Source organism: Ruegeria sp. AF2 (assembly GCF_056542025.1).
Genome location: NZ_JBQFZC010000001.1, coordinates 706887 through 731302, shown reverse-complemented (window position 1 = coordinate 731302; position 24416 = coordinate 706887). Strand labels below are relative to the sequence as shown.

Below are 24416 nucleotides of genomic sequence, written 5' to 3'. Positions count from 1 at the left end.
CCGCGCCATACATCGGCCCGACAGATTCGGCCACAGCTCAGATCAGCGATCCTCACCACGTGTCTGGAAGGCGGGATTGGGTTCGCCAGATCGATCCGGTGTGGCATTCGGGCCATCCGAGACCGTTGGCGCAGGTTCGCGCAACAGGTTGCGCAGAAACAGGGGTGCGAGACCAGACAGAGGATTGACCGAAACTTGCGGGTCGGACAGCGGTCCGGACAAAGTGTAGTTGAAGGCAAAGATACCTTCCCCCTTTTTGGTCAGAACGCTGCCAATAGCATTGACCAGATAGATCGGTGAAATCGCGCCGCGCAGGTTCAGCATCCCGGCTACAGTGTCGACCGTACCATCAAAGGACAGCCCCATTGATGGCCCCACGGCACTACCGCTCAGCACTTTCACCTCGGTCGGAGTGATACGCATTTTGCTGTCGATGGCTGCGAAGAAAATACCTTGCCCCGCCATTTCATCCAGCAACCCCACCAGACTGATCGCGTTCAATATCGCTGCCATGGCCGGGGCGTCCGTGATCCGCGTATTTTTGATTTTCAGGTCGACGTCATAGTTTCCAGGCTCCGCGATCGGATCCAGCTGCAATTGCATTGTTCCACCGCGTGCCTGCGTCAGAACCCCCGCTGATCGCAGAACTGCCCCCGCATCGTCCGAGGTTAGACCAACCGCAGATCGGGACGCGCGCGGGGTGACCTGTCCGCGGATCGCTGCACCGCCATTGACTTGCGACGCAAAGCTGCCGGTCAGTCCGCCAGTGGTTTGAAACGAGCCAGTCAACCCGGTCAACGCAACGGATTCAGTGACTTGTAGTCGGTCCAGCTTCACATCCAGCTTTGGCCCGGGCCCGGCAGCACCACCGCTGCTACCTCCCTCACCGATGGTGGATTTTCCCAGATCAAGCACGCCGCCCAACACACGGATATCTGGCAGCGCGGCACCACGCCCAATCAATTCCGCCGGAACTGCAAGCCAGTCGCCCAGTTCGAACGTGCTGAACCGTACCCTTTCGAACCCGCCATCCCGGAACGAGATCGCTGCAGTTGTCCGTAGACCAGCAGCGTTGATCCGAAGGGAATCGACACTTAGCTGAGCGCCCAGCGTGGCCTCGGCAGTCAGAGAGCCGCCAGTGCTGGCTGATTTGCGCCATCCAAGCTCAGGGATCGCCAACGCGACGCCAACCAAATCGGACTGTGCCGATAAGCGCGGGGGCTCACCCGCACCAAGACTCAGGCTGAAATCGGCGATCCCCTCTCCGGTCAACATGCCGCGCGGCAATCCGGCATTGATTTGTTCCATCAGACGCGGGGAGAGTTCGATTTGACCTGTCAGTTCGCTTTGCTGCGGGGTTTCGCCTCCGATCGGCTGCCGCCAAAGCGCTTCAACCGGTACGACACCAAACAGCCCCTCGCCCTGGATGGCCACTTGCGTCTGGTCGCCGCTCAGGTCCAATCGGTCTGCGCTGACTTCAAATCCGGGTACCAGCTTGCTGCTGTCCAAATTCGACAACTCGCCAATGAAATGGAACCTGGTATCTTCCAGCTTCAGGCCCTTGATCAGCGGCAAGGAAAGCGTTCCACTCAGACTGACCTGACCGTCGGCCAGATCCACCGGCAGATTGGCCTTGGTCAACAGTTGCAGCGGCGGGCGGTCCAGCAATGACATGGCTGCGGTTACACTGCCGCTGGCCTTAATCCGCGCAATGGCCGGGGTGGTTTTTTTGATGCCGGTATCGGGGATGATGAACGAGGTGCCCGAGGCATCAACGGTACCTCCTTCATCCGCGATCACAATCCCCTTTTGCGCCGAGACGGTAAAGCGCCGGTTGAGCAGGCTGGCCTGCCCCTGCGCGTCTTGGATAGTTGGCAACGTCTTGGCGAACCGAATCTCGGTCTTGTCGAATTCGAAATCCGCATAGATGTCCGGCTTTTCGCCGGGCCGTAGACGCAGGGCGAAATCCAGATCGGACATTTCTCCGTGATAGAGGTTATCGGTGACCCAAAGGCGCGGTTTCGGGGCAAGTCGTTCGGGCCAGTAGTTCAACAGCTGATCAGAGCTCATCCGATCAATCTGCGCATCGATGGCTGCGACCCAGCCGTCGTTCAAACCAGCCAGAGACCCGCTGAGCCGTGCGCGATGTGCACCGTCTTCAACCGTCATTTGCCCCAGCTGTATACGGAACGGCGCAAGTTTCATCTGGAAATCAACATCGGCCCGCGTCAGATTCAGTGCTTCGGGGAACAGATTGGCCGGGTTGATCTCAATCCCGCTGAGGCGGAACTGCCCCGACATACTGTCCAACCCGCCAGCTTTGACCCCATGTAGAAAGGCCTTGCCATCTGCCTGCACCGTACCCCAGGCAGACTGGATCGAGACTTCGTTGAAATCCAGCGCCTGTTGTTTCGGGTCGTAGGTAAAATACGTCCGCGCCGCGTCGAATTTGATCGGTGTTGTTTCAGGCGTGGGCTGCACGGCGCCTGCACCCAGATTCAACGTGGCAAAGACCGGCCCCAGCGCGCCCTCAGTATCAATGCCACCCCTCAAAGCACCTGAGATCGGTGTGCGAAGTACCTGCATCCATGCCAGCGCCGGGCTGTGGCCTGCGATATCCTCGGCGGGAAGATCGGTGATCGAGATGCCGAACTGCGCAGCCGGACTACCCAGCAAACTGGTATAGTTGGCCTCGATCGTACTGACATAATCGCGACCGGCCAGCACCGAGAAATTGGTGGCCAGACGAACCTCACCCGCGTTGCGGTTGGCCTGAATGCGCCCGCCGTCCAGCACCCAGGACCGGCCCAACCGCAGGTCTTGATAGTCCAGCGTAATTGCATCCAGTTCGACCGAGGTCAGGGCTGACAAAATAGGTGCCTGGAACACCTCGTCCGATGATTCAATCAGCTGCGCCAGGTTCCGGGCCTGACCGACCGGCGCACTTCCGGCACCGACCGTCAGCGACAGCGCTCCATCGACACCCCGTGTCAGTGCAATCTGCGCGCCTTGCAATATGATCCGCTTCGGGCGCACATGCCCACGCAACAGCGGGCGCATCGACAGGCTGGCCCGCAGGTCGGACACTTCGGCAATCTGCCGTCCGTCCGCATCGCTGATACGAACATCGGTCAGTCGCAATCGCGGACGCCAGCCTTCATGAATGATGAAACTGACATCGCCGAACCGAACTTTGACGCCACCCAATGTCTGATCAAGGCGCGCCTCGACCCGGTCGCGCAACCAATCCGGCGCGTGCATGCGCTGGCCGACAACCATAAAGCCGGTGACCAGTGCCAGAAATCCAAGGATGAAGACACCGCGCAATGTCCACAGCCCTGCGGTCCGACGCCGCGACCGACGGCGGGGTTTCTTATCCGCCTTCGTGTCATCCTGCTGTTCTTGCTGGACCAATTTGCGTCTCACGCCTTTCAACCTGTCAACGGAGCCCTATGATATGCGGCAACCGTTAATTTCTCAGCCGGGGTTTGAATATGCCCGAAGTCTCAGACATCGCACCCGACTTTACACTGCCTCGCGACGGCGGCGGCGAGGTGACCCTGTCGGAACAGCGTGGCCGCGCGGTCGTTCTGTTTTTCTATCCCCGCGATGATACGCCGGGCTGCACCAAGGAATCCATCGGTTTCTCGGAACAACTACAAGCCTTTGCGGATGCGGGTGCTAACGTTTTCGGCATCTCGCGCGATACCGTGGCAAAGCATGACAAATTTGTCGCCAAGCACGGCCTGACGACGCCGCTTTTGTCCGATGAGGGTCAGAGCGTGTGCGAAGATTATGGCGTCTGGGTCGAAAAGAACATGTACGGACGCAAATCCATGGGCATCGAACGCTCGACCTTTCTGATTGATGCGGATGGAAAAATCGCCCGCGTCTGGCGCAAGGTGAAAGTGCCGGGTCATGTGGACGAAGTGTTGGAGGCCGCACGCGCGCTCTAGCCCTCTCGACCCGCGCGGGCATCAAGGGTAGGACCCGCGCGGAGTGCAGCGTAAGGGGGCAAGCGTGTCAAAAACACTGACCGAAATGGCGACCGAGATTCTGACCACATCGGTCGGTCGCGAGAAAACCGCCCTGTCCAAACGATACGCCGCTGCCTGGTTCGCAGCCCGGCAGGGCGACGCGCCCAAGATCGAAGTGGGCACCGCAAAGCCACCGCTATACCCTGCGCGACCTGAAAAGCCCGAACTGTTGTCGCCTCGTGATGTACCGCGCCGAAGGGCGGGGTCCGAGGCCGGCCGCATCGCACTGTTGCACGCTGTCGCTCATATAGAGTTGAACGCCGTGGATCTGCATTGGGATATCATTGCCCGGTTTGGCCATGTGCCCATGCCCATCGGCTTCTATGACGATTGGGTGAAATGCGCCGAAGAAGAATCGCGCCATTTTGAGATGGTCTGCGACTGCCTCGAACAGATGGGGAGCCATTATGGCGCCCTGCCCGCCCATGCAGGCATGTGGCGCGCCGCCGAGGACACTGCCGAGGATCTTATGGGTCGTCTTGCCGTCGTCCCAATGGTGCTTGAGGCACGTGGGCTGGACGTGACCCCCGGAATGATCGACATTTTCCGCAAGGCCAAGGCTGACGACGCAGTCGCTGCACTGGAAGTGATTTATGCCGAGGAAGTTGGTCACGTCGCCTATGGCTCGAAATGGTTCCACTTCTTGTGCGGGCGCGAGAATGCCGACCCCAAGGATGTATTCCACGCCCTCGTCCGCCGCTATTTCCACGGCGCGCTGAAACCACCATTTAACGAAGAGAAACGGGCCGAGGCCGGACTGCCGCCAGATTTCTATTGGCCCCTGACCGAAGACCTGCCACCACCCGGAGTTGTGTCGGACTGACAGCAAATGCTCGCTATCGGCAAGTTCTCGCCGATCACGTGCGGTAATTCTCCGTTCATAGCTCTTGATTGGTTAACAAACTTGCCCGAATGCCTCGACCGCTTTATGCAATCGCGTCAAGGAGCGGCTACTCACTCACGACCGGCTCCGAGATATGGGGACAATTGAGGTAGGACGCGTGCGGACACGTCTGGCAATTAAACTACACTCACTGCTCGAGCGGCACTTTCCAGAGCGCCGTGTTTTTCTGAAATCTGACAACGACACGCGGTTCATCCGACTGAGTTCTGAAACTCAGATCGCTGCAGTCGCCGGTGTGTCGGTGATGGTCGCCTGGACCGCGATTGCCACGTCAGTTCTGTTGATGGACAGCATCGGATCGGGCAATTTCCGGGAACAGGCCAAGCGCGATCAGGCTACGTATCAAGAACGTCTGAACATCCTGTCGGAAGAGCGCGATGCGCGTGCGGCGGAAGCTCTGGCTGCACATGACAGGTTCAACGCGGCGTTGGAACAGATTTCGGTCATGCAGTCCGAATTGCTGGAATCCGAGAACCGCCGGCGCGAGCTGGAAACCGGCATCGAGGTGATCCAAACCACGCTGCGTGCCACTATGAAGCAACGCGAAGACGCGCGGACCAAACTGGCCGAACTGCAACCCAGCACTGATGCGGACGCGGCTTATGCGATGGCATCGGCAAACCCGGAACAGATGGCGTTCATGACCGATGCCCTGGCCCGGACCGCGGCGCAGCGCGACCAGATCGCTGCCGATGCGCAAGGCGCGTTGGACCAGCGTGACGAGCTCGAGCTTGAAATCCGCCTGATGCAGGAGCGCAGCGACGAGATTTTCCGCCAGTTGGAAGAGGCGATGCTGATCTCGGTCGAACCTCTCGACAAGATGTTCCGCAGCGCGGGCATGCCAACAGATCGTATCCTCGACGAAGTTCGGCGCGGATATAGCGGTATGGGCGGTCCGCTGACCCCTTTATCCTTCAGCACCCGCGGTGAGGAACTGAGCCCCGACCAGATCCGCGCCAATATCCTGCTGGAACAGATGGACCAGCTGAACCTCTATCGCATCGCTGCAGAAAAGGCCCCCTTCGCCAGCCCGGTGCGCGCCGCTGTCCGTTATACCAGTGGCTACGGAACCCGCCGCGACCCCAAAACCGGCGGCCGGCGCATGCATAACGGGTCGGATTTCGCCGGTCCTCGCGGGACCGATATCTTTGCGACCGCCGATGGCGTTGTCACCCATGCGGGCTGGCAATCCGGTTTCGGAAAGCTGGTGAAAATCAAACACGCCTTCGGGATTGAGACACTTTACGCTCATAACAGCAATCTTCGCGTTAAGGTTGGCCAAAGGGTCTCGCGCGGGGACCATATTGCTGATATGGGTACCACCGGACGATCGACCGGCACGCATCTGCACTATGAGGTGCGCGTGAACGGAAAACCCATGAACCCAATGACTTACATCAAGGCTGCGAGAAATGTTTTCTAAGAGCAAAATCAACGAACCCGGGTCGAAAGAGACTGAGGCAGCAAAACCGGCCGCTCCGGCCACTCCGGCAACACCTGCACCGGCTGAAACAAAGGCCAGCACCCCTCCCAAGCCCAAGCCACCGGCATCGGTGCTGTCCTCGGATCTGCACATCACCGGTAACATCAAGACCTCGGGCGATATCCAGGTCGAGGGCACCGTCGAAGGCGACATCCGCGCCCATCTGCTGACCATCGGCGAGACCGCCACCATCAAGGGCGAAGTCACTGCAGATGACGTAGTGGTCAACGGCCGTATCGTGGGCCGCGTCCGCGGCCTGAAGGTCCGCCTGACCTCAACCGCCCGCGTCGAAGGTGACATCATCCACAAGACCATCGCCATTGAAAGCGGTGCGCATTTCGAAGGTTCGGTGCAGCGTCAGGACGACCCGCTGAACCCGGGCCGCAGCGGCAAATCGGGTGCCAACCCGGCGGCGGAAGTGAAGCAGTAAACACTTATCGGCAAGACAAATCAGCAACGCCGCAGGATACCCTGCGGCGTTTTTTTTGTTTTGGGGTGTTCGTCTAAATCTGACAATGACCTCAATGCGGGACGTAGCGGCCCCACACCGCGCAAGTGCCGCAATGCGCTTGGTTGATCAGGAGGGCTTGGTCTGCGCTGCCCCCGCTACTCGTACTGCACGATCACCGAAAGAAAATCATCATCGCTTGTTACTACTGTGTGGTGGCCTTTGCCGTGTTTGTCTTCCATATGCCAGACGTCACCCGGACCAATGTCTCTGAATTCCCCGTCGCTCGCGGTCACGCGCACTGAGCCAGAAAGACAAATGAGCTTTTGAGCGACAGGTGTGGGATGAATTGGCTCATCCCAACCCTTCTTGAGTCTCAAGAACATGGTTTGCTTGACAGCTTCTGGCTTTGAAATCTCGATTGCTTTTGCAGGTGGTGCAAAGCTTTGCTCTTCAAGTTCGACTTCGATGTCTTTCCAATGGCTTTCGCCTTGAGCATCCGAATACAGCTTTTTGAACTTCACTTTGATACCCCCGCCACATCGCAAGCCCACAACCGATACCGGACATTGGGGCGCAAAGGAGAAAAACGCAAGTTGGGCCGAGTGTGTCGTTCTTAATCGCCAACACACCGGAATAAGCATATTCCCTAACAGTCCCCCCTATCTGACGTGTCTTGAAGGAAAATCCCTCGCATTCTCACAGTTTCACAAAAAGCGTTTTTTGAATTAACCTTAAAGTCATTGATTTCTGGAGGGCTTTTCATGTCATCAAAACTCATGGCCGAATTCTTCGGTACATTCTGGCTGGTACTGGGTGGCTGTGGCAGCGCGGTACTGGCTGCAGGTGTGGCCGATGTGGGTATCGGCTGGCTGGGCGTTTCGTTCGCTTTCGGCCTAACGGTGCTGACCATGGCTTATGCGGTCGGTCATATATCGGGCGGGCACTTTAACCCGGCGGTCAGTCTTGGGCTGATGATCGGAGGGCGGTTCGATGCCAAAGATCTGATCCCTTACTGGATCGCGCAGGTGATCGGAGCGATCGCCGCAGCAGCGGTGCTGTACCTGATCGTCAGTGGCGCGCCCGGCTTTGAAGGTGTCGGAGGATTTGCTTCGAACGGGTATGGCGAGGCGTCACCCGAAGGCTATTCGATGATGTCCGCATTGATCATCGAAATCGTCATGACCGCGTTCTTCATCGTGATCATTCTCGGCGCGACCTCCAGCGGCGCGCCTGCCGGGTTCGCCCCGATTGCGATTGGTTTGGGGTTAACGCTGATCCACCTGATCTCGATTCCGGTGACCAACACCTCCGTAAATCCCGCCCGGTCAACCGGCGTGGCGTTGTTTGCTGACGGTCCGGCACTGGCGCAGCTCTGGCTGTTCTGGGTGGCACCTTTGATCGGCGGTGCGATTGGCGCACTGATCTGGCGGGCGATGTCGGACGAAGATTGACCCGGCCGCATCAAGAACCCCCGGCCCGCAGAAGCGCGCCGGGGTTTTCTTTTATTCGGTCACCGTGACCTTTTTCATCGCATCCGGTTGTCCGATCACTGCGCCATTAGGGCCATCGCCCCGCTTGATCGCATCGACCACGTCCATCCCTTCTGTCACCTGACCGACAACCGTGTACTGACCATTCAGGAACGGGCCGGGCTCGAACATAATGAAGAATTGCGAGTTCGCGCTGTCTGGGTCCTGCGCCCGCGCCATACCCACGACGCCCCGGTCATAATTGAAATCCGAGAACTCAGCAGGCAGATCAGGGCGATCCGATCCACCCGTACCCGCACGACGCATGTCGCCACCGACCCGGCCAAACTCAACATCGCCGGTCTGCGCCATAAAGCCGTCGATCACACGGTGGAACACAACCCCATCGTACTGACCAGCAGCGGCCAGAGCGGTGATCTGCTCTACATGCTTGGGTGCAATATCCTCGAATAGATCAACGGTGACGGTGCCATTGGCGCCCTCGCCCTCGATCTCAATCTCAAGCCCGGTTGCCAGCGCAGGGCTGGCCAGAAGGGCAAAAACAGCGGCCAGCTTATGCATCGGCGGCCACCTTGACGCTGATCATGCGGTCGGGGCTTGCAGGCGGTTCACCGCGTACGATGGCGTCCACATGCTCCATCCCGTCGATGACGCGGCCATAAACGGTGTACTGGCCGTTCAGGAAGTGGTTGTCCTTGAAGTTGATGAAGAACTGCGAGTTTGCCGAATCCGGGTTGGCTGAGCGTGCCGCACCCAAAGTTCCGCGATCATGGGGCAGTTTCGAAAACTCTGCCGGAACGTTCGGCAGCGACGATCCACCGGTGCCCGCCATACGAATGTTGAACCCGTCTTCCATGTCGCCATGCTGCACATCGCCGGTTTGCGCCATGAACCCGTCGATCACACGGTGGAAGGCGACGTTGTCATATTCACCACCACGCGCCAGCTCTTTCATGCGGGCCGAGTGCTGAGGGGCCACGTCGGGCAGCAATTCGATGACGACATTGCCGTCTTTCAGCTCAATGATGATCGTGTTTTCGGGGTCTTTGATCTCGGCCATCTGGCCCTCCTGTCTTTGAAACTTGCGCAAATACCTATGACGCGGGCGCGCGAATGCCAAGTGACGCATTGACCTGAACGCAAAATGCAGGAAAAGAACCGCTGAAACTGGATGCAATGGGCAAGGATGAGCGCGATGGGCTGGAAATCTCTGGACGATATGGATCTTGGCGGTAAGCGAGTTCTGGTGCGCGTGGATATCAACGTACCGGTCGCGGATGGCATGGTGACCGACGACACCCGCATTCAACGGATCGTGCCAACCGTACGCGATATCCTCGGCGCAGGCGGTAAACCCATCCTGCTGGCCCATTTCGGACGCCCCGGTGGTCAGCATGTACCCGAGCTGTCATTGAAGCAGCTTGTGCCAGCACTTGAATCCGCTTTTGGGGCTCCCGTGCGCTTTGCCGATGATTGCGTAGGCTATGAGGCTGAAACCGCAGCCTCCGCCCTGGCGGAAGGTGAGGTTCTGCTGCTGGAAAACACCCGCTTCCATGCCGAGGAGACCAAGAACAGCGTCCCACTTGCCCAAGGCATGGCAAAGCTGGGCGACATCTATTGCAACGATGCCTTCTCGGCCGCGCACCGCGCCCACAGCTCGACCGAGGCGCTGGCCCGTCTGTTGCCCGCCTGTGCCGGGCGCTTGATGCAGCAGGAACTGAGCGCGCTTGAAGCCGCCCTGGGCGCGCCCAAGCGGCCTGTCACAGCGGTTGTCGGGGGCGCCAAAGTGTCGACCAAGCTGGACCTGCTGGGCAACCTGATCGAGAAGGTTGACTATCTGGTCATCGGCGGTGGCATGGCCAATACTTTCCTGCTGGCCCAGGGGATCGATGTCGGCAAATCACTGGCCGAGCACGCCATGACCGATACCGCCGCCGAAATCCTCGGCAAGGCCGAAGCCGCTGGCTGTACGATCGTCCTGCCGCGCGACATCGTCGTGGCCGAAGTGTTCGAGGCCAACGCGCCGCATCAGGTGCTGCCCGTTGATCAGTGCCCTTCGGACTCGATGATCCTGGACGCCGGTCCCGAAAGCGTCGCAGCCGTGTCCGAAGTGCTGGAAGAAAGCCAGACCCTGATTTGGAACGGCCCACTGGGGGCGTTTGAGCTGACCCCGTTCGATGCCGCAACCAATGCGGCGGCGCTGAAGGCCGCAGCACTAACCCGCGATGGCAAGCTGACCTCGGTCGCGGGCGGGGGCGACACGGTGGCCGCACTGAACGCATCCGGTGCCGCGGTTGATTTCTCGTACATCTCGACCGCCGGTGGTGCCTTCCTGGAATGGATGGAAGGCAAGACCCTGCCGGGCGTGGCCGCGCTGGACCCGTAAGCGCCCAAACCTCAGGTCTCAGCTTTTTCTACACAGGGGATTCACAACCCGAATCACCTGTGACATAGTGCGTCGAGACATCCAAAAAGGGTGCGTTTCTGAGGCAGTATTTCACACGGCGGTTAACACAGTGTCCCGTTCCAATCGGCCCGGTTTAGGGGCTTTCATTTTCTTCACGATCGCCTTCATGCTGGGGGTGTATTTCACCTTTGCCGCCGTTCAAGGGGATTACGGTCTGTTTCGCCGGGTCGAGATTGCCGCCGAGCGCGATGTTTTGTCTCGCGATCTGGCGCAGCTGAACGCCGAGATCAAGCAGATGGAGAACCTGACCCGCCGACTGTCAGACACCTATCTGGATCTCGATCTGCTGGATCAACAGGCCCGCTCAGTGCTCGGCATGATCCGCGCGGATGAGATCGTCATCCGCTGACGAAATTTTTGACTAAGAATCTCTGTACCTTAACGCCTGGAAGATAAGCTGTGGCAGGCCGCAACTCGCGTATCCTGCCCTCGCGTAACATTAGTACTCGCCAGAACGTGTGAAATGCTCTATGAGATAGTTTAACGCTAAACTATCTTGCCGAAAGGGGGAGATCGCCACTATGGCTGCGCGAAAAACCACAAAGAAACCAAATGTTTCTGCGGAAGAACTGACCACATATTACCGCGAGATGCTGCTGATCCGCCGATTCGAGGAAAAGGCAGGTCAACTCTACGGCATGGGTCTGATCGGGGGTTTCTGCCACCTCTACATCGGTCAGGAAGCGGTTGTTGTCGGCCTTGAGGCCGCGGCCAAAGAAGGCGACAAGCGCATCACGTCCTATCGCGATCACGGCCACATGCTGGCCTGTGGAATGGATCCGGGCGGCGTAATGGCCGAATTGACCGGTCGCGAAGGCGGGCTGTCCAAAGGCAAAGGCGGCTCGATGCACATGTTCTCGAAAGAGAAGAATTTCTATGGCGGCCATGGCATCGTCGGCGCACAGGTTCCGCTGGGTGCGGGTTTGGCCTTTGCTGACAAGTATAAAGAGAACGGCGGCGTCACCTTCACCTATTTCGGTGATGGCGCGGCCAACCAGGGTCAGGTCTATGAGACCTTCAATATGGCTGCTCTTTGGGAACTGCCGGTGGTATTCGTGATCGAGAATAACCAGTATGCCATGGGCACCGCGCAAGCACGCTCGACCTCTTCGGCCGACATCTACCACCGCGGTCAAGCCTTCGGAATACCGGGTGAAATGGTGAACGGCATGGATGTGCTGGCCGTCAAAGCCGCAGGTGAAAAAGCGGTCGCCCACTGCCGTGCGGGCAAAGGTCCCTACATCCTCGAGGTGAAAACCTACCGCTATCGCGGCCACTCGATGTCTGACCCGGCCAAGTATCGTACACGCGAAGAGGTTCAGAAGGTCCGCGAACAAAGCGACCCGATCGAGCACGTGCGCGAGCTGCTGCTGACCGGCAAACACGCGACCGAGGATGACCTGAAGGCGATCGACAAAGAGATCAAAGAGGTCGTCAATCAGGCCGCCGAATTCTCGAAAGAAAGCCCCGAGCCGTCGCTGGACGAGCTCTGGACTGATATCTACGCCTGAGAGGACGAATAAGACATGGCAACCGAAATTCTCATGCCCGCCCTTTCGCCCACGATGGAAGAGGGCACATTGGCCAAGTGGCTGGTCAAGGAAGGCGACACCGTATCCTCGGGCGACATCATGGCCGAGATCGAAACCGACAAGGCTACGATGGAGTTCGAAGCCGTCGATGAAGGCATCGTCGGTAAGATTCTGATCAGCGAGGGCACCGAAGGGGTCAAAGTAAACACCCCTATCGCGATCCTGGTCGAAGATGGTGAAGACGCCTCCGCCCTGCCCGTGGCTGCGCCCGCAGCCGCAGCGGAGGCCGAAGCCGCCCCTGCGGCGGTTGAGGCCCCCGCTCCTGCCGCAGCAGCCCCCGCTGCTCCGGTTGTGGACCTGTCGCCCGATTGGCCTGCCGACGCCGAGATGGCGCAGCAAACCGTTCGCGAAGCCTTGCGCGACGCGATGGCCGAAGAAATGCGCGGCGACGAAGATGTCTATCTGATGGGCGAAGAAGTCGCTGAATATCAGGGCGCCTATAAAATCTCTCAAGGCCTGCTCGATGAATTCGGTGCCAAACGTGTCATCGACACCCCGATCACTGAACACGGCTTCACCGGCATCGCCGTCGGCTCGGCCTTTGGCGGGCTGAAACCGATTGTCGAGTTCATGACCTTCAACTTCGCCATGCAGGCGATTGACCAGATCATCAACTCTGCCGCCAAAACGCTTTATATGTCTGGCGGTCAGATGGGCTGTCCGATCGTATTCCGTGGCCCTAACGGTGCCGCTGCCCGCGTGGCCGCGCAACACTCGCAGGACTACGCCGCATGGTACATGCAGGTGCCAGGTCTAAAAGTGGTGATGCCCTATTCCGCAGCCGATGCCAAAGGTTTGCTGAAATCGGCCATCCGCGACCCGAACCCCGTGGTCTTCCTGGAAAACGAAATCCTCTACGGCCGGTCCTTCGACGTGCCGCAAGTGGATGACCTGACCATCCCGCTGGGCAAGGCCCGCATCTGGCGCGAAGGCTCTGACGTGACCATCGTCAGCTTCGGCATCGGCATGCAATATGCGCTGGAAGCCGCCGACAAGCTGGCCGAAGACGGCATCAGCGCCGAGGTGATCGACCTGCGCACTATCCGCCCGATGGACACCGGCGCGATCATCAACTCGGCGATGAAAACCAACCGTCTTGTGACCGTCGAAGAAGGCTGGCCGCAAGGTTCCGTTGGTAGCTACATCAGCTCGGTCGTCATGCAGGAAGCGTTCGATTATCTCGACGCCCCGGTCATCACCCTCACCGGCAAAGATGTTCCGATGCCATATGCGGCGAACCTCGAAAAGCTGGCGCTGATCACCACTGATGAGGTGATCGCTGCGGTGAAACAGGTGACCTACCGGTAATGGAGATCAGGGGCCGCGATCCAGCAACCGAATGCTACCGTGTCGAGATTGACATCGACAACCGCATCGTGCGGGCGCTTGTACCCGAGCGATTGGCGGCGGATATGCGGTTGATCGGCGCGCGCCCCTCACACCAGACCGCCTATGTCTGGATGGCGGAGAACAAAGACAAAATCGAGGCTGCGATTGCGATACTCGCACGCGGCACCGGGCGCCCCAAGGCGCCCTTTGACCAAATTACTCTGATTGAGGAGCGCTGAAATGCCCACCGAAATCCTGATGCCTGCCCTGTCCCCGACGATGGAGGAAGGCACACTTGCAAAATGGCTCGTCAAGGAAGGCGACACCGTCTCCTCGGGCGATCTGCTGGCCGAAATTGAAACCGACAAGGCAACAATGGAGTTCGAGGCCGTTGACGAAGGCACCGTCGGCAAGATCCTTATTCCTGAGGGAACCGAAGGCGTTAAAGTCAACACCGCCATCGCAGTCCTGCTGGAAGATGGGGAAAGCGCTGATGATATCGGTGCAACGCCAACCGCTGCTCCCGCGGCTGCGCCAGCTGCCGCAGCGGGCAACGAGGCTGCCGCACCAGCGGCACCCGAGGCGCCCGCCCCTGCCCCAGCGGCACCGGCCAAAGCGGATGGCGGTCGTATTTTTGCTTCCCCCCTTGCTCGTCGGATTGCCGCGCAAAAGGGTCTAGATCTGGCTCAAATCTCAGGTTCTGGCCCGCATGGCCGTATCGTCAAAGCCGATGTGGAAAGCGCCACAGCCGCACCTGCAGCGGCACCTGCGCCTGCTGCTGCAGCCGCCCAAACCGCCGCCGCTCCCGCAGGTCCATCGGCGGACGCCGTGGCCAAGATGTACGAAGGCCGCGAATACGAAGAGATCAAACTCGATGGCATGCGCAAGACCATCGCCGCGCGTCTGTCTGAGGCCAAACAGACCATCCCGCATTTCTACCTGCGTCGCGATATTAAGCTGGATGCGCTACTCAAGTTCCGCAGCCAGTTGAACAAGCAACTCGAAGGCCGGGGTGTGAAGCTCAGCGTCAACGACTTTATCATCAAAGCCGTCGCCAACGCACTACAGCAGGTTCCCGAATGCAACGCCGTCTGGGCGGGCGACCGGGTTCTGCAACTGAAACCTTCGGATGTGGCTGTTGCCGTCGCCATCGAGGGCGGTCTGTTCACTCCGGTCCTGCAAGATGCCGACACCAAATCGCTGTCGGCGCTGTCGACTGAGATGAAAGACCTCGCCGGACGCGCCCGCGAGCGCAAGCTGGCCCCGCACGAGTACCAAGGCGGTACTTTCGCAGTCTCGAACCTCGGCATGTTCGGCATCGACAATTTCGATGCCATCGTGAACCCGCCGCATGCAGGTATCCTCGCAGTTGGTACCGGCCTCAAGAAACCCATAGTGGGCGATGACGGAGAACTGACGGTCGCAACCGTCATGTCCGTCACCATGTCGGTCGATCACCGGGTCATCGACGGCGCGCTTGGCGCTCAGCTGCTGCAAGCCATCGTCGACAACCTGGAAAATCCGATGGTCATGTTGGCCTAAGCCCAGAAGATCATGCACAAAAAAGGCCGCCTCGAACCCCGAGGCGGCCTTTTTCATCTATTCACTCCGAATTACTGGTCTTTCCCCAGCATATGATCCATCGAGATTGACGGCTGGTCGCACCCGGCCTCACCCACGATCTTGGCGGGAATGCCAGCAACCGTCGTGCACGGTGGCACTTCCTGCAGCACCACTGATCCAGCGGCGATACGGCTGCAATGGCCAACCTCGATATTGCCCAGAACCTTAGCACCCGCGCCGATCAGAACGCCGTCACCAATGGTTGGATGGCGCTGTTCTTCTTCCTTGCCGGTCCCGCCCAGCGTCACCGAATGCAACATCGAAACATTGTCCCCAACCACAGCGGTTTCACCGATCACGATAGAATGGGCATGGTCGATCATGATGCCTTTACCGATGCGGGCAGCTGGATGGATATCAATGCCGAATATCTCGGAAGATCGCATCTGGAAGAAATACGCCAGATCATGGCGCCCCTTGTTCCAAAGCCAGTGGGCTACGCGATAAGCCTGCATCGCCTGATACCCCTTGAAATAAAGGATCGGTTGCAGCAGGCGGTGGCAGGCCGGATCGCGTTCATAAACAGCCATCAGGTCCGCGCGCGCGGCTTCAATCAACGCGTTGTCGTCAGCATAGGCCTCATCCACGATCTCACGCAGTACCATCATCGACATCTCATTCGAGCATAGCTTGGCCGAGATGCGATAGGACAATGCCCTCTCAAGACTGCGGTGATGCAAGATACAGGCGTGCACCAACCCACCCATCAGCGGCTCTTTCTCGACGGCTGCATGGGCTTCCGAGGTGATGCGGTCCCAAACCGGGTCCACAGGTGTCACTTGGCTGCGCGTTTCGAACATGGCTTTTCATCCTTTGCTGCGCTTAGAATAGCCATCTAGTCGTAAAATTACCAAACGCAAACCCTTGATATGCACTACAACAAAAAATGAACTCAGCCGATCTGGACCATTTTCGGAAGCTTATTCACCAGCGCCTTCGCGATCTCGCCGCGCAATCCGCCGCCGGTCAGGATGCGCAATCAGTTGTGGAGCTGGATCAACAGGCAGTGGGTCGGCTCAGCCGGATGGATGCGTTGCAAAATCAAGCAATGGCCAAGGCGCAACAGGCCCGGCGCGACACCGAAACGCATCGGCTTCGGGCCGCGCTGAACCGGATGGACGAAGACGAATTCGGCTATTGCGAAGATTGCGGCGAGGAAATAGCGCACGGAAGGCTAGAGCTGGACCTTGCCGCCTCAAAATGTGTCAGCTGCGCATCTGGCTGATTTGGAACCCGATCAGTTTTCGCAGAACCATCTCGAAACATTGGCAATATTGCAGATCGTCGAAATTTGGCTCGTCTGCCAAGGGCCGGCAGCGCGCGGCTGCCATCAACGAGCCATTTCCATAAACAGGATGCAACCGCCCTGTTCTGGCGACATGTCGATCCGCCAGTTCGGCCTCAGCAATCAGGAGGGTGCTTATCCTATCGCGGTCGGTTCGCGGCGCGGCCAGCAAAGCCCGCGCCGCCGCGCTGAGATCTCCGTGCAGGACTGGCCGCACGGCTAGCCGACCGAAAGGCGCGCAAACGCCCCGGGTCCGTAGGTAGCCGAAACCTGCGCGACTGCGATATCGTAGGGTCCGGCCAGCCCGTCATCGGCTTTCATCGCGGCAGAATACTGCCAAACCGGATCACTGGTGACAGTTTCGCGCAACAAAGCACCCTCAGTGAAGACGCGGATCAGATAGGATTCGCTTTCTTCGCCCAGAGGCACATCCAATACGCTCCAGTCATCGCCATCAATCCGGGTGCGGCGCACCCACGAGATCTTGTCCCCGGTAGCCGACGCAGAAGCCTGCAAATGCACTGGCGCATAAGGTCTCAGCCCATTGCCATCGAACGCTTCAACCAGATGCACATATGCCGGGTCCTCGTAGCCGCGCGTTGCAGGGCCGATACGGTAATGCTTGGCCACGCGGCGTTCGGTGCGCAGCAATCCAGTCTGATAAACACGTTCATCCAGTAGGACAAAGGTAGACGCTTCAGGCCATACATCCGGCATCAGGGCATCCGTACCCAACTGACCACGCAAGCGGCCTGACAAATTGTAAACGCCAGTCTCCTGCAAGACCGCATCCGAGAACTGAAACACTTCCCAATTGCCCGGTGTTCCGTCACCGATGGCAGCCAGATTGGCACCACTCAGCAACGCCGAGCGTGGACGCGACTCCAAAACGCCATCGATCAGGTTGACACGCAACGCGGCCCCTTCGTCCCAGATCCCAGCGCCTGCGCGTCGCAGGGGTGTTTCGGTGAAGCCAATCACCGCCTGCCCCGCGATCACTTGATGCAAGGTATAGTCCTCATCCTGTGCAGCCGAATAGACAGCCACGTTACCGGGCCAGGGCTCGGCCGATATCGCCAGATACGGCGCATGGGGCGCTTCGGATCCAGTGATCAGCGGCAGATCCATGAACACCGGCAGAACTGGCACCGGAGCAATGAATGGCTTGGCTGCCGCTACATCATCCAAAACATCGGACGGGGTATAAACTCCGGGTTCAATCCGCACCGCATCCGCCAATTGCATCTCGGCCTGTTCCAGCCGGTCGATCCGATATAGCGTTCCGTCCCCGCCATCCGGCAAACGCACCACATCGCCGGCCCCGACATGCAGCAGCGAGGGCGGCAGAGCAAATCGCACAGTCTCGCGCGAGATGCGGGATTCGCTCAGCCAGCGCTCGACCGTCTGACGCCCTTCGGCGCGAGTCATCGACAAGGGCATTTCGTTGACGGCGACCGAATGGGTTCTGTCATCAGGCAAGACGGCCTCTTCCGCGACAACATCATGGTCCGCATCCGATTGGACGAACCGTAGCCGCACGCGCCCGGTCATCTCGGCCTCTGCCTCGCGGCGATGTTCCACCGGCCCGTCGATATCCGCGCTGATGGCGATCTGCTCGGGGTCAATGTCAACGGCCCGACGCCCGTCGCGGGTTCTGAACTTCAGCACCCCGTCCCGCTCGATCGCGTCGAACCCATAGCGCAGCATCAGCGGCTGCAAGGCCTGCCGAGCGTTCATCACATCCTCTACCGCGTAACCACGCACCACGCCGTAGAGCTCAGACACATCAATCGCCGTCACCCCTGCCTCATGGCAGATTTCTGTCACGACCGAGGCCAGAGTCCGCGACCCGGACCGCCCGTTCAGCCAATGCCCACGTGCATAGTTATCGCCGTCCGACCAGTGCGTCCGCAGGTTCGGGAAAGTCGGGAACGGACGCGCATCCCAAGCCCAGACAAAGGCGTTCGAAAGGTCCACCATCGGGCCGTCATAGATATCTGAAACCGGGTTGATCTCAGCATCACCCCAATAGCCAAGGACGGCCCGAAGGTACTGAACCATGATAAAATCATCCCGTACTCCGTTGGAATAGCGCGGCAAATTCGATTCAGACGACTTTGGGTCCAAGAATTTGTTCGGCTGGTTCGTACCCTTGTCGATGGCCGCGCAGCCCAGTTCGGTGAACCAGATTGGCTTGGACCCCGGAACCCAACCCGTGGGTGTTTGCTGCCGCACGCCCCCGATCCGCTCATGATGTCGGTTCGCCCACCAGTTGCGCAGGTCCTTGTACCGCCAGACCCACGGCTCGCCATGATCGTCATCAGTGATCGGGCTTCGGATCTGCGCTTCGGCTTCCTCGGGTGACGCATAGTACCAATCATACCCCTCGCCGCCTTCGATATTGCCGCGCAGATAGTCCAGATCGTAGATCGACCCATTCGACACCTCAGCGTCCAGATGCGAGGCCCTATCCCGCCAGTCGGACAGCGGCATATAGTTGTCGATGCCGACAAAATCTATGTTCTCATCGGCCCAAAGCGGGTCGAGGTGGAAATACCGGTCTCCGGTGCCGTCTTGCGGCTGATACCCGAAATATTCGGTCCAGTCTGCGGCATAGCCGACCTTAGTTTCCGGCCCCAATATCGCGCGCACTTCCGCGGCCAGAGACCGCAGCTCCGCAACTGCAGTGAAGCCAGACGCGCCGCGGATTTGCGTTAGCCCGCGCATCTCGGACCCGATGCAGAAGGACTCCACGCCGCCCGCCGCCTTGCAAAGGGCCGCATAGTGCAGAATGAACCGCCGTAATCCCCATTCGCTAGGGCCGCGATAGGTCACTTTGCTGCCGCTGGTCGAGAAATGTGACGCGCGCGCCGTACCAAAGAACGCCGCCACCTGCGCATCCGCATCGGCAGTTTGATCCGGCGAGCCTGGCCGCCCCGGAGCAACATCCAAAGTGATCCGCCCACGCCAAGGCAAATGTGGCTGATCCGGCGCATCGGACCACGGATCAGGCAGGCCGTTGCCCTCTGATTGCTCCATCAAAATAAACGGATAAAACATAACCCGTTTGCCCGAGTTCTTCAGGTGCCGGATCGCCTGCACTACGGCCGCATCAGCCGGTGTGCCGCCATAAACCGGACGCCCATCCTGCCATTTCACCTGCCCCGCCGCAGTTCGGGACAGACCTGAAACACTCCAGGGCATGTTTGCGCCCTCGATATTCTTGCGTTCAACCTTGGGGCGGATCTGGCATTCTCCGCAGCGCAAATCATCGCCGAACCACGACACGATCAACGAAGCCGCCTCGCAGCCCGGCAATTCCTGGCCGAGCGCCCGCGTCGAGGTCACCAGATCGGACTTGCCCGATGGTGAATTGACATTCGCCGCCCAACTGCGCCCCCGGCCCTTGGTGTAATTAACCTGAGATGAAGCCAGTGCGTATTCACCCGTACCCGGCATCAAGGCCACCCCCTTGATGATCCGTGACAGCCCGTCCTCGGCATCCGGCATCTCGTCTTGTTCCTGCCGCACCACCTCGAACGAGAATTGCGGCACGCGGTTGCCAAAGGGGCCCAGCGCCAGATCTTCGATCACCACATAAGCCGTGCCGCGATAGGCGGGCACCGTGCCTGCCCCTTCCACCGCTTCAATCAGCGGGTCGGGCAATTGCTCGTGATCGCCGCGATATATCCGCATGTTCAGCGTTCGGCGCTCGACCTCTTCACCATCGGCCCAGACACGCGTGATATCCGCAACCTGTCCCGCGCCCACCGCAATCGCCAGAGACACCGAATAGCTGTAGCTATGCGTGGTTGTCGTTGTCGTCACTTCAACGGGCTTGGGTTTCCCCTTGCCTCCACCGCCACCGCCTGATGTTTGCGTCGTCGTCGAGGTCGATCGGGTTTCCAGAAAGTCCGAGGCCCAGATGACCTGTCCTCCAACTCGCATCCGGCCGTAGACCGTCGCGACGGTCGCACCCTCACCGGTTTCGGTGAGACGGAAACGATCCAGACGCCCGGTCTCGACCACCTCGCTGCCGCCGCCCATTACGGATTGGCTGGCCATCAACCGGTTGTCGATCACCCGCCCCAGCGTCGCCCCGACCGCGCGGCCAATCACCGCCGTTGACAGGCCCGCAACCGAGCCCCCGATCGAACCACCTATTGCCGCACCTGCAGCAGACAGAACTATTGTGGCCATCAGAAATCCTCCAGCGGGAATTCGAAACAAGCGACCACGCGGCGACGCCAAGGCTCGCTCAGCGTGTTTTCAACAACACCATGCCCGGTATAGGCGTGGATGAATCGCATCGGGTCTTGGGCGCTGACGATGCCCAGATGCTTTGCCACTGCCGCATCCCGCATCCGAAACAGCAATACATCCCCCGGGGCCAAATCATCGGGCGATTTCTCGACTAGATGGCGACGGGCTGCGGCCCACATGCGTTCCTCACCCTGCGGCTCGGACCAATCCATGCTGTAGACCGGCACCGCCTCGGGCTCATGCCCCATCACCGCGCGCCAAACGCCCCGCAGTAAGCCGAGACAATCGGCGCCTGCACCCCGAACAGAGGCCTGATGAACATAAGGTGTGCCCAGCCATCCGCGCGCTTCGTCCACGATATCTTGTTTTGTCCGCATCACCGCCTACTTCCCCCTTTGTGTTGACTACTGCGCTTGGGTACGGCCATGACCCAATCCTCGTGCGGCAGGTCAGGGAAGCCCTGAAAATTCAGCATGTTGTTGAACTTCAGTCGGCAAGTGGTCATACGCTTGTCACACCCAGCGGTCAGCTGGACCCGGTCCCCAACCGCCAGCCCGCCGCCAATCGCCGACCACAGCGTGACATCGCGGCCATCTCTGACCTGTTCATCCAGCTTGATCGAGGCCCACAGGCCCTGCGCCGCCCCGTCCAGCACATCCAGCCTGCCGCGTTCAAACCAACCCGCATCAGAACTCTCCGCGCCCTGCAAACGCAAAGCCGCGCCGTCCAGCGCGACAATTTCAGCCTCAGCGCGATAACCCGGCGTCTCCAGGGCAAAGCGGCACGCCTTATCCCCCAACACTGCCGTACAGGGCTTCTGATAAATCCGCCCAAAAGGCCGGTTCAGCAGATCGGTCAACCCGCGCAATTCCGCATGAAACGCCCCGCCAGCGCGACGCAACTCGCCAATCGAACCACGAAACTGCAACATCCGCTGCTCAGGATCGGCCCAATTGACCAGCCAAGCCCGCACCTCGGCCCCATCAAATCGCCCCGCCTCGATATCCTCTTCCCGGACCGAGGCATCAGACAGCGCGCCCATCGCCTCGGTATTATCGATCGACAGGCCGGTTGCCTGCTCGATCGCCGCAGCGGTCAGACCGGTGCTGGCTCTGAACACCAGCCCGTCAAAGCGCAACTCCATATCGTGATCCGTGAAACCATAGACCTGTGCGTCGCTGCGCGTGATCGCCCAGCAACGACAGGTGGTGGTCAGCCCGCTTTGCAAATGCGCCTGCAGCGCCTGTTTGTCCCCGCTCATCAGACCCGCACCTCGACCACCGGTACGTTCGGGACGTCACCGGCCTGAAAGCTGGCGACGCTGGTCTGGATCTTGTCGGTGTCGAACCGTACCGGAACGTCGAACTCAAACCCGGCTGTAATCTCGACCTTCTCAGGCGGCGGGGCCGAGAACATCACGCGTCCGGTCGCCAGATCGACCTCAAAGTCCACGCCTTCGCGCAGCGCGTCCTGATCCAGCCCCAGTGTCACAGTGCCCAGTACCGGCTTCAGGATTGGCCGCACATAGCTGAACCCGCCCGAGCTGTAGGTCTTGACCAGCTGAAACGAGACCGTCTCGCCATCTCCGCGCGCAATCACCTGATCGCCCTTGTCGACCTCAGCCGTCGCCGCGCCCGACTTGAAATCCGACCAATCCTTCCAGCGGAACCCGAACATCTGGCCCTGTCGCGCCTCGAAGAAGGAAATCAGCGTTTCGATATCGTCCAGCGACCGCATCCCCAGACCCGCATCATAGCGCCTGCGCGAATGCGCCCAGGGCGTGTTGCGTTCTTCGAACCCGTTGGCCAGCGTCACGATATCCGTGCGCCGTTCCGGCCCACCGACCGAGCCAAAGCTCAGGCTGGCGGGAAATCTCACCTCGTGGAAATTCATCGCCTGCTCCCCTTATCTGTTGCGATTGCCGCGGCCCAATGCGCGGCTCATCTGCGCCGCGATCTGGCCTTGAGAGCGGCGGAACCCCTGCACATCCGGTGTTGAGATATTCATCACCACGTTGACCGCTCGCGCGCCGCCCTGTGACCGCACACCCAGCTTGCCATCGGCCCCGCGCGCCAGTGGCATGATCGCCTCAGGCCCCGCCTCACCCATCAACCCGGTGCCGCCTCGCATCGGGAACATGGTTGGACTGCTAACGACCCCACCATTGGCAAACGGCATCACACGGCCCTGAGAAAAACTGCCTCCGTCCGCGAAGGGCAGAATCCCCTGAACCAACCCACCAACCCCGTTGGCCAGCATGCCGCCAAAATGATCCGTCACAGGTTTGATCGCCGCCGAATACGCCGTGCGGATCATCGAGTTCTTCAGCACATCCAGCGCGCCTGAAAGGTTCATTCCGTCTAGCACCACGCCATCAAACGCCTTGCGCAACCCGCCGGACATGCCACGCTCGAGCGTGGCCACATCCTTGCCGGTCTCTTCAAACGCGGCCTTGATCCGCCGCATCTGGCCATCAAATGCCGAGGCCATGGTCGCCGCATCGCCCAGCGCATCACCCAGCGCCTCTCCCCGCTCCTGCAGGTCGTCAAAACCATCACGATCCGTCATTACGCTCTCCTTGTGTCTTGTCCGGATAGGCCGCCAGCAGCGCATCCAGCCCTGCCCGGTTCATCGCGGGCATCCCGGCGCCCTGCCCCAGCATCAGCCGCAGCTCAGCCGGGGTCAGACGCCAGAACTGATCCGGCGTCAGGCGAAGGCCGAGGAACCCGGCCCGCATCAGTACGGCCCAGTCGAACCCGCTCACTCGGGCACCATGAAGGCCCGCGCCAGCAACTCGGCTGCCGCCTTGGCCCCCGCCATCGGCCCGCCCGCAATCTCGGCATGCAGCAGATCATCGCGGGTCACCTGAGACCCGCCGCCGCGCAGCCCGGCGACAAGCAAGGCGAGCACATCGCCGCTGGAATACGCGCCACCCTCGAACCGCTGCACCAGCTCGACCAGAGACCCGGCCTGCAACTCTTGTTCCAATTCCGCCAAAGCACCCAATGTCAGCTTGAGCACCCGCCGCTCCCCATCGATTGTCAGCGCCACCTCGCCCGTCCACGGATTGGCCATCAGAGCGCCGTAAAGCTCAGCGCGCCGGCGCTTGCCATGCTCATCTCATAAGTCGCCTCACCGTTGTGCGAGCCCGCATATTCGATGCTGCTGACCTGAAACGGGCCTTCGACAATACCGAAATCGGGGATGATCACCTGAAAGCCGGGCGTCTCACCGTCAAAGAACAGCTGGCGCGCACGCTCATCTGTGCCCGCATCCTTGAACACGCCCGAGCCCGAGATCGCGGCCGATTTGACCCCGGCCCCCGACAGCAGCTCGCGCCACCCGCCTTGGCTTTCCAGACTGGTCACATCCACACTTTCCGCGTTGAAACTGATCCGCGTGGCGCGCAGCCCCGCGATGGTCTCGAACAGGCCGGTGCCGTTCATATCCACTTTGACCAACAGGTCTTTTCCGTTCTGGGCAGCCATATGC

General features: G+C 59.9%; 26 protein-coding genes. 12 read left to right on the top strand and 14 right to left on the bottom strand.

Going from position 1 to position 24416, the window contains the following annotated elements; translation table 11 throughout:
- Positions 1–42: 42 nt before the first annotated feature.
- Entirely contained in the window at positions 43–3426 is a 3384-nt protein-coding gene (locus ACR0NM_RS03605; protein WP_480613261.1) for a YhdP family protein, read from the bottom strand.
- Between the two features lie 68 nt (positions 3427–3494).
- On the opposite strand from ACR0NM_RS03605, the gene ACR0NM_RS03600 reads away from it, so the two are divergent.
- The 4 genes from ACR0NM_RS03600 to ACR0NM_RS03585 all read left to right on the top strand — a co-directional run bounded on the left by ACR0NM_RS03600 (position 3495) and on the right by ACR0NM_RS03585 (position 6854).
- Complete coding sequence (locus ACR0NM_RS03600) at positions 3495–3956, top strand: peroxiredoxin family protein (RefSeq protein WP_170396533.1); 462 nt, start codon at positions 3495–3497, stop codon at positions 3954–3956.
- A gap of 85 nt (positions 3957–4041) precedes the next feature.
- Positions 4042–4860: a ferritin-like domain-containing protein gene (locus tag ACR0NM_RS03595; RefSeq protein ID WP_480613911.1), complete on the top strand. Its 819-nt coding sequence runs from the start codon at positions 4042–4044 to the stop codon at positions 4858–4860.
- A 178-nt stretch (positions 4861–5038) separates the two neighbouring features.
- On the top strand, positions 5039–6364 hold the full coding sequence (locus ACR0NM_RS03590; RefSeq protein ID WP_170512951.1) for a DUF5930 domain-containing protein: 1326 nt from the start codon (positions 5039–5041) through the stop codon (positions 6362–6364).
- Positions 6354–6854 (top strand): bactofilin family protein, encoded by a 501-nt coding sequence (locus ACR0NM_RS03585; RefSeq protein WP_170396528.1) that lies wholly within the window; start codon positions 6354–6356, stop codon positions 6852–6854. Before ACR0NM_RS03590 ends, ACR0NM_RS03585 begins: the two co-directional genes overlap by 11 nt.
- A 176-nt stretch (positions 6855–7030) precedes the next feature.
- On the opposite strand, the gene ACR0NM_RS03580 is transcribed toward ACR0NM_RS03585, so the two are convergent.
- On the bottom strand, positions 7031–7396 hold the full coding sequence (locus ACR0NM_RS03580; RefSeq protein WP_170403066.1) for a cupin domain-containing protein: 366 nt from the start codon (positions 7394–7396) through the stop codon (positions 7031–7033).
- A 240-nt stretch (positions 7397–7636) separates the two neighbouring features.
- Between ACR0NM_RS03580 and aqpZ the strand changes: the two genes are divergently transcribed.
- The gene (gene aqpZ / locus ACR0NM_RS03575) at positions 7637–8326 is read left to right on the top strand and encodes an aquaporin Z (RefSeq protein ID WP_480613259.1); all 690 of its coding nucleotides are present in this window, start codon (positions 7637–7639) and stop codon (positions 8324–8326) included.
- A 51-nt stretch (positions 8327–8377) separates the two neighbouring features.
- On the opposite strand, the gene ACR0NM_RS03570 is transcribed toward aqpZ, so the two are convergent.
- Together ACR0NM_RS03570 and ACR0NM_RS03565 are read right to left on the bottom strand one after the other, a co-directional pair.
- Entirely contained in the window at positions 8378–8926 is a 549-nt protein-coding gene (locus ACR0NM_RS03570) for a peptidylprolyl isomerase (RefSeq protein WP_170512043.1), read from the bottom strand.
- Entirely contained in the window at positions 8919–9425 is a 507-nt protein-coding gene (locus ACR0NM_RS03565) for a peptidylprolyl isomerase (protein ID WP_170396522.1), read from the bottom strand. Before ACR0NM_RS03565 ends, ACR0NM_RS03570 begins: the two co-directional genes overlap by 8 nt.
- A gap of 135 nt (positions 9426–9560) precedes the next feature.
- On the opposite strand from ACR0NM_RS03565, the gene ACR0NM_RS03560 reads away from it, so the two are divergent.
- The 6 genes from ACR0NM_RS03560 (at position 9561) to ACR0NM_RS03535 (ending at position 15295) form a co-directional block, all read left to right on the top strand.
- On the top strand, positions 9561–10751 hold the full coding sequence (locus ACR0NM_RS03560; protein ID WP_480613257.1) for a phosphoglycerate kinase: 1191 nt from the start codon (positions 9561–9563) through the stop codon (positions 10749–10751).
- 130 nt (positions 10752–10881) lie between these two features.
- A complete protein-coding gene (locus ACR0NM_RS03555; protein ID WP_480613255.1) occupies positions 10882–11181 on the top strand; it encodes an FtsB family cell division protein in 300 nt (99 codons plus the stop codon).
- 172 nt (positions 11182–11353) lie between these two features.
- Entirely contained in the window at positions 11354–12343 is a 990-nt protein-coding gene (pdhA, locus tag ACR0NM_RS03550; RefSeq protein ID WP_170396516.1) for a pyruvate dehydrogenase (acetyl-transferring) E1 component subunit alpha, read from the top strand.
- A 15-nt stretch (positions 12344–12358) separates the two neighbouring features.
- The gene (locus ACR0NM_RS03545) at positions 12359–13732 is read left to right on the top strand and encodes a pyruvate dehydrogenase complex E1 component subunit beta (RefSeq protein WP_480613253.1); all 1374 of its coding nucleotides are present in this window, start codon (positions 12359–12361) and stop codon (positions 13730–13732) included.
- The gene (locus tag ACR0NM_RS03540) at positions 13732–13992 is read left to right on the top strand and encodes a hypothetical protein (RefSeq protein ID WP_480613251.1); all 261 of its coding nucleotides are present in this window, start codon (positions 13732–13734) and stop codon (positions 13990–13992) included. The genes ACR0NM_RS03545 and ACR0NM_RS03540 overlap by 1 nt, the downstream gene beginning before the upstream one ends.
- A gap of 1 nt (position 13993) precedes the next feature.
- Complete coding sequence (locus tag ACR0NM_RS03535; protein ID WP_170646353.1) at positions 13994–15295, top strand: pyruvate dehydrogenase complex dihydrolipoamide acetyltransferase; 1302 nt, start codon at positions 13994–13996, stop codon at positions 15293–15295.
- A 71-nt stretch (positions 15296–15366) separates the two neighbouring features.
- Here ACR0NM_RS03535 and cysE read toward each other — a convergent pair whose 3' ends face one another.
- Positions 15367–16176, bottom strand: coding sequence for a serine O-acetyltransferase (cysE, locus tag ACR0NM_RS03530; RefSeq protein WP_480613248.1), 810 nt, complete (start codon positions 16174–16176; stop codon positions 15367–15369).
- Between the two features lie 86 nt (positions 16177–16262).
- Between cysE and ACR0NM_RS03525 the strand changes: the two genes are divergently transcribed.
- Entirely contained in the window at positions 16263–16601 is a 339-nt protein-coding gene (locus ACR0NM_RS03525; protein ID WP_170396506.1) for a TraR/DksA C4-type zinc finger protein, read from the top strand.
- Here the strand turns inward: ACR0NM_RS03525 and ACR0NM_RS03520 are convergent.
- Genes ACR0NM_RS03520 through ACR0NM_RS03480 form a run of 9 tightly spaced genes read right to left on the bottom strand, consistent with a single transcriptional unit; the run spans position 16582 to position 24412 of the window.
- On the bottom strand, positions 16582–16878 hold the full coding sequence (locus ACR0NM_RS03520; protein ID WP_480561357.1) for a DUF7742 family protein: 297 nt from the start codon (positions 16876–16878) through the stop codon (positions 16582–16584). The genes ACR0NM_RS03525 and ACR0NM_RS03520 overlap by 20 nt on opposite strands.
- A gap of 2 nt (positions 16879–16880) precedes the next feature.
- Positions 16881–20861 (bottom strand): baseplate multidomain protein megatron, encoded by a 3981-nt coding sequence (locus ACR0NM_RS03515; RefSeq protein WP_480613246.1) that lies wholly within the window; start codon positions 20859–20861, stop codon positions 16881–16883.
- Positions 20861–21301, bottom strand: a complete 441-nt coding sequence (locus ACR0NM_RS03510) for an NlpC/P60 family protein (protein WP_170396502.1) — start codon at positions 21299–21301, stop codon at positions 20861–20863. Before ACR0NM_RS03510 ends, ACR0NM_RS03515 begins: the two co-directional genes overlap by 1 nt.
- Positions 21301–22185: a DUF2163 domain-containing protein gene (locus ACR0NM_RS03505; protein ID WP_480613244.1), complete on the bottom strand. Its 885-nt coding sequence runs from the start codon at positions 22183–22185 to the stop codon at positions 21301–21303. Before ACR0NM_RS03505 ends, ACR0NM_RS03510 begins: the two co-directional genes overlap by 1 nt.
- The gene (locus ACR0NM_RS03500; protein ID WP_480613242.1) at positions 22185–22817 is read right to left on the bottom strand and encodes a phage distal tail protein, Rcc01695 family; all 633 of its coding nucleotides are present in this window, start codon (positions 22815–22817) and stop codon (positions 22185–22187) included. Before ACR0NM_RS03500 ends, ACR0NM_RS03505 begins: the two co-directional genes overlap by 1 nt.
- Positions 22818–22829: 12 nt before the next feature.
- A complete protein-coding gene (locus ACR0NM_RS03495; RefSeq protein WP_170403101.1) occupies positions 22830–23492 on the bottom strand; it encodes a phage tail tape measure protein in 663 nt (220 codons plus the stop codon).
- Entirely contained in the window at positions 23479–23688 is a 210-nt protein-coding gene (locus ACR0NM_RS03490) for a rcc01693 family protein (protein ID WP_170403104.1), read from the bottom strand. The genes ACR0NM_RS03495 and ACR0NM_RS03490 overlap by 14 nt, the downstream gene beginning before the upstream one ends.
- Positions 23685–23999 (bottom strand): gene transfer agent family protein, encoded by a 315-nt coding sequence (locus ACR0NM_RS03485; RefSeq protein WP_170403106.1) that lies wholly within the window; start codon positions 23997–23999, stop codon positions 23685–23687. The genes ACR0NM_RS03490 and ACR0NM_RS03485 overlap by 4 nt, the downstream gene beginning before the upstream one ends.
- The gene (locus tag ACR0NM_RS03480; RefSeq protein WP_170396490.1) at positions 23999–24412 is read right to left on the bottom strand and encodes a phage major tail protein, TP901-1 family; all 414 of its coding nucleotides are present in this window, start codon (positions 24410–24412) and stop codon (positions 23999–24001) included. The genes ACR0NM_RS03485 and ACR0NM_RS03480 overlap by 1 nt, the downstream gene beginning before the upstream one ends.
- Positions 24413–24416 lie beyond the last annotated feature (4 nt).

Excerpts from the sequence above, each read along its gene's own strand:
- ACR0NM_RS03600 (WP_170396533.1), top strand. The coding sequence starts at position 3,495 with ATGCCCGAAGTCTCAGACATCGCACCCGACTTTACACTGCCTCGCGAC.
- ACR0NM_RS03595 (WP_480613911.1), top strand. The coding sequence starts at position 4,042 with ATGGCGACCGAGATTCTGACCACATCGGTCGGTCGCGAGAAAACCGCC.
- ACR0NM_RS03585 (WP_170396528.1), top strand. The coding sequence starts at position 6,354 with ATGTTTTCTAAGAGCAAAATCAACGAACCCGGGTCGAAAGAGACTGAG.
- aqpZ (WP_480613259.1), top strand. The coding sequence starts at position 7,637 with ATGTCATCAAAACTCATGGCCGAATTCTTCGGTACATTCTGGCTGGTA.
- ACR0NM_RS03570 (WP_170512043.1), bottom strand. The coding sequence starts at position 8,926 with ATGCATAAGCTGGCCGCTGTTTTTGCCCTTCTGGCCAGCCCTGCGCTG.
- ACR0NM_RS03565 (WP_170396522.1), bottom strand. The coding sequence starts at position 9,425 with ATGGCCGAGATCAAAGACCCCGAAAACACGATCATCATTGAGCTGAAA.
- ACR0NM_RS03560 (WP_480613257.1), top strand. The coding sequence starts at position 9,561 with ATGGGCTGGAAATCTCTGGACGATATGGATCTTGGCGGTAAGCGAGTT.
- pdhA (WP_170396516.1), top strand. The coding sequence starts at position 11,354 with ATGGCTGCGCGAAAAACCACAAAGAAACCAAATGTTTCTGCGGAAGAA.
- ACR0NM_RS03545 (WP_480613253.1), top strand. The coding sequence starts at position 12,359 with ATGGCAACCGAAATTCTCATGCCCGCCCTTTCGCCCACGATGGAAGAG.
- ACR0NM_RS03540 (WP_480613251.1), top strand. The coding sequence starts at position 13,732 with ATGGAGATCAGGGGCCGCGATCCAGCAACCGAATGCTACCGTGTCGAG.
- ACR0NM_RS03535 (WP_170646353.1), top strand. The coding sequence starts at position 13,994 with ATGCCCACCGAAATCCTGATGCCTGCCCTGTCCCCGACGATGGAGGAA.
- cysE (WP_480613248.1), bottom strand. The coding sequence starts at position 16,176 with ATGTTCGAAACGCGCAGCCAAGTGACACCTGTGGACCCGGTTTGGGAC.
- ACR0NM_RS03525 (WP_170396506.1), top strand. The coding sequence starts at position 16,263 with ATGAACTCAGCCGATCTGGACCATTTTCGGAAGCTTATTCACCAGCGC.
- ACR0NM_RS03515 (WP_480613246.1), bottom strand. The coding sequence starts at position 20,861 with ATGGCCACAATAGTTCTGTCTGCTGCAGGTGCGGCAATAGGTGGTTCG.
- ACR0NM_RS03510 (WP_170396502.1), bottom strand. The coding sequence starts at position 21,301 with ATGCGGACAAAACAAGATATCGTGGACGAAGCGCGCGGATGGCTGGGC.
- ACR0NM_RS03505 (WP_480613244.1), bottom strand. The coding sequence starts at position 22,185 with ATGAGCGGGGACAAACAGGCGCTGCAGGCGCATTTGCAAAGCGGGCTG.
- ACR0NM_RS03500 (WP_480613242.1), bottom strand. The coding sequence starts at position 22,817 with ATGAATTTCCACGAGGTGAGATTTCCCGCCAGCCTGAGCTTTGGCTCG.
- ACR0NM_RS03495 (WP_170403101.1), bottom strand. The coding sequence starts at position 23,492 with ATGACGGATCGTGATGGTTTTGACGACCTGCAGGAGCGGGGAGAGGCG.
- ACR0NM_RS03485 (WP_170403106.1), bottom strand. The coding sequence starts at position 23,999 with ATGGCCAATCCGTGGACGGGCGAGGTGGCGCTGACAATCGATGGGGAG.
- ACR0NM_RS03480 (WP_170396490.1), bottom strand. The coding sequence starts at position 24,412 with ATGGCTGCCCAGAACGGAAAAGACCTGTTGGTCAAAGTGGATATGAAC.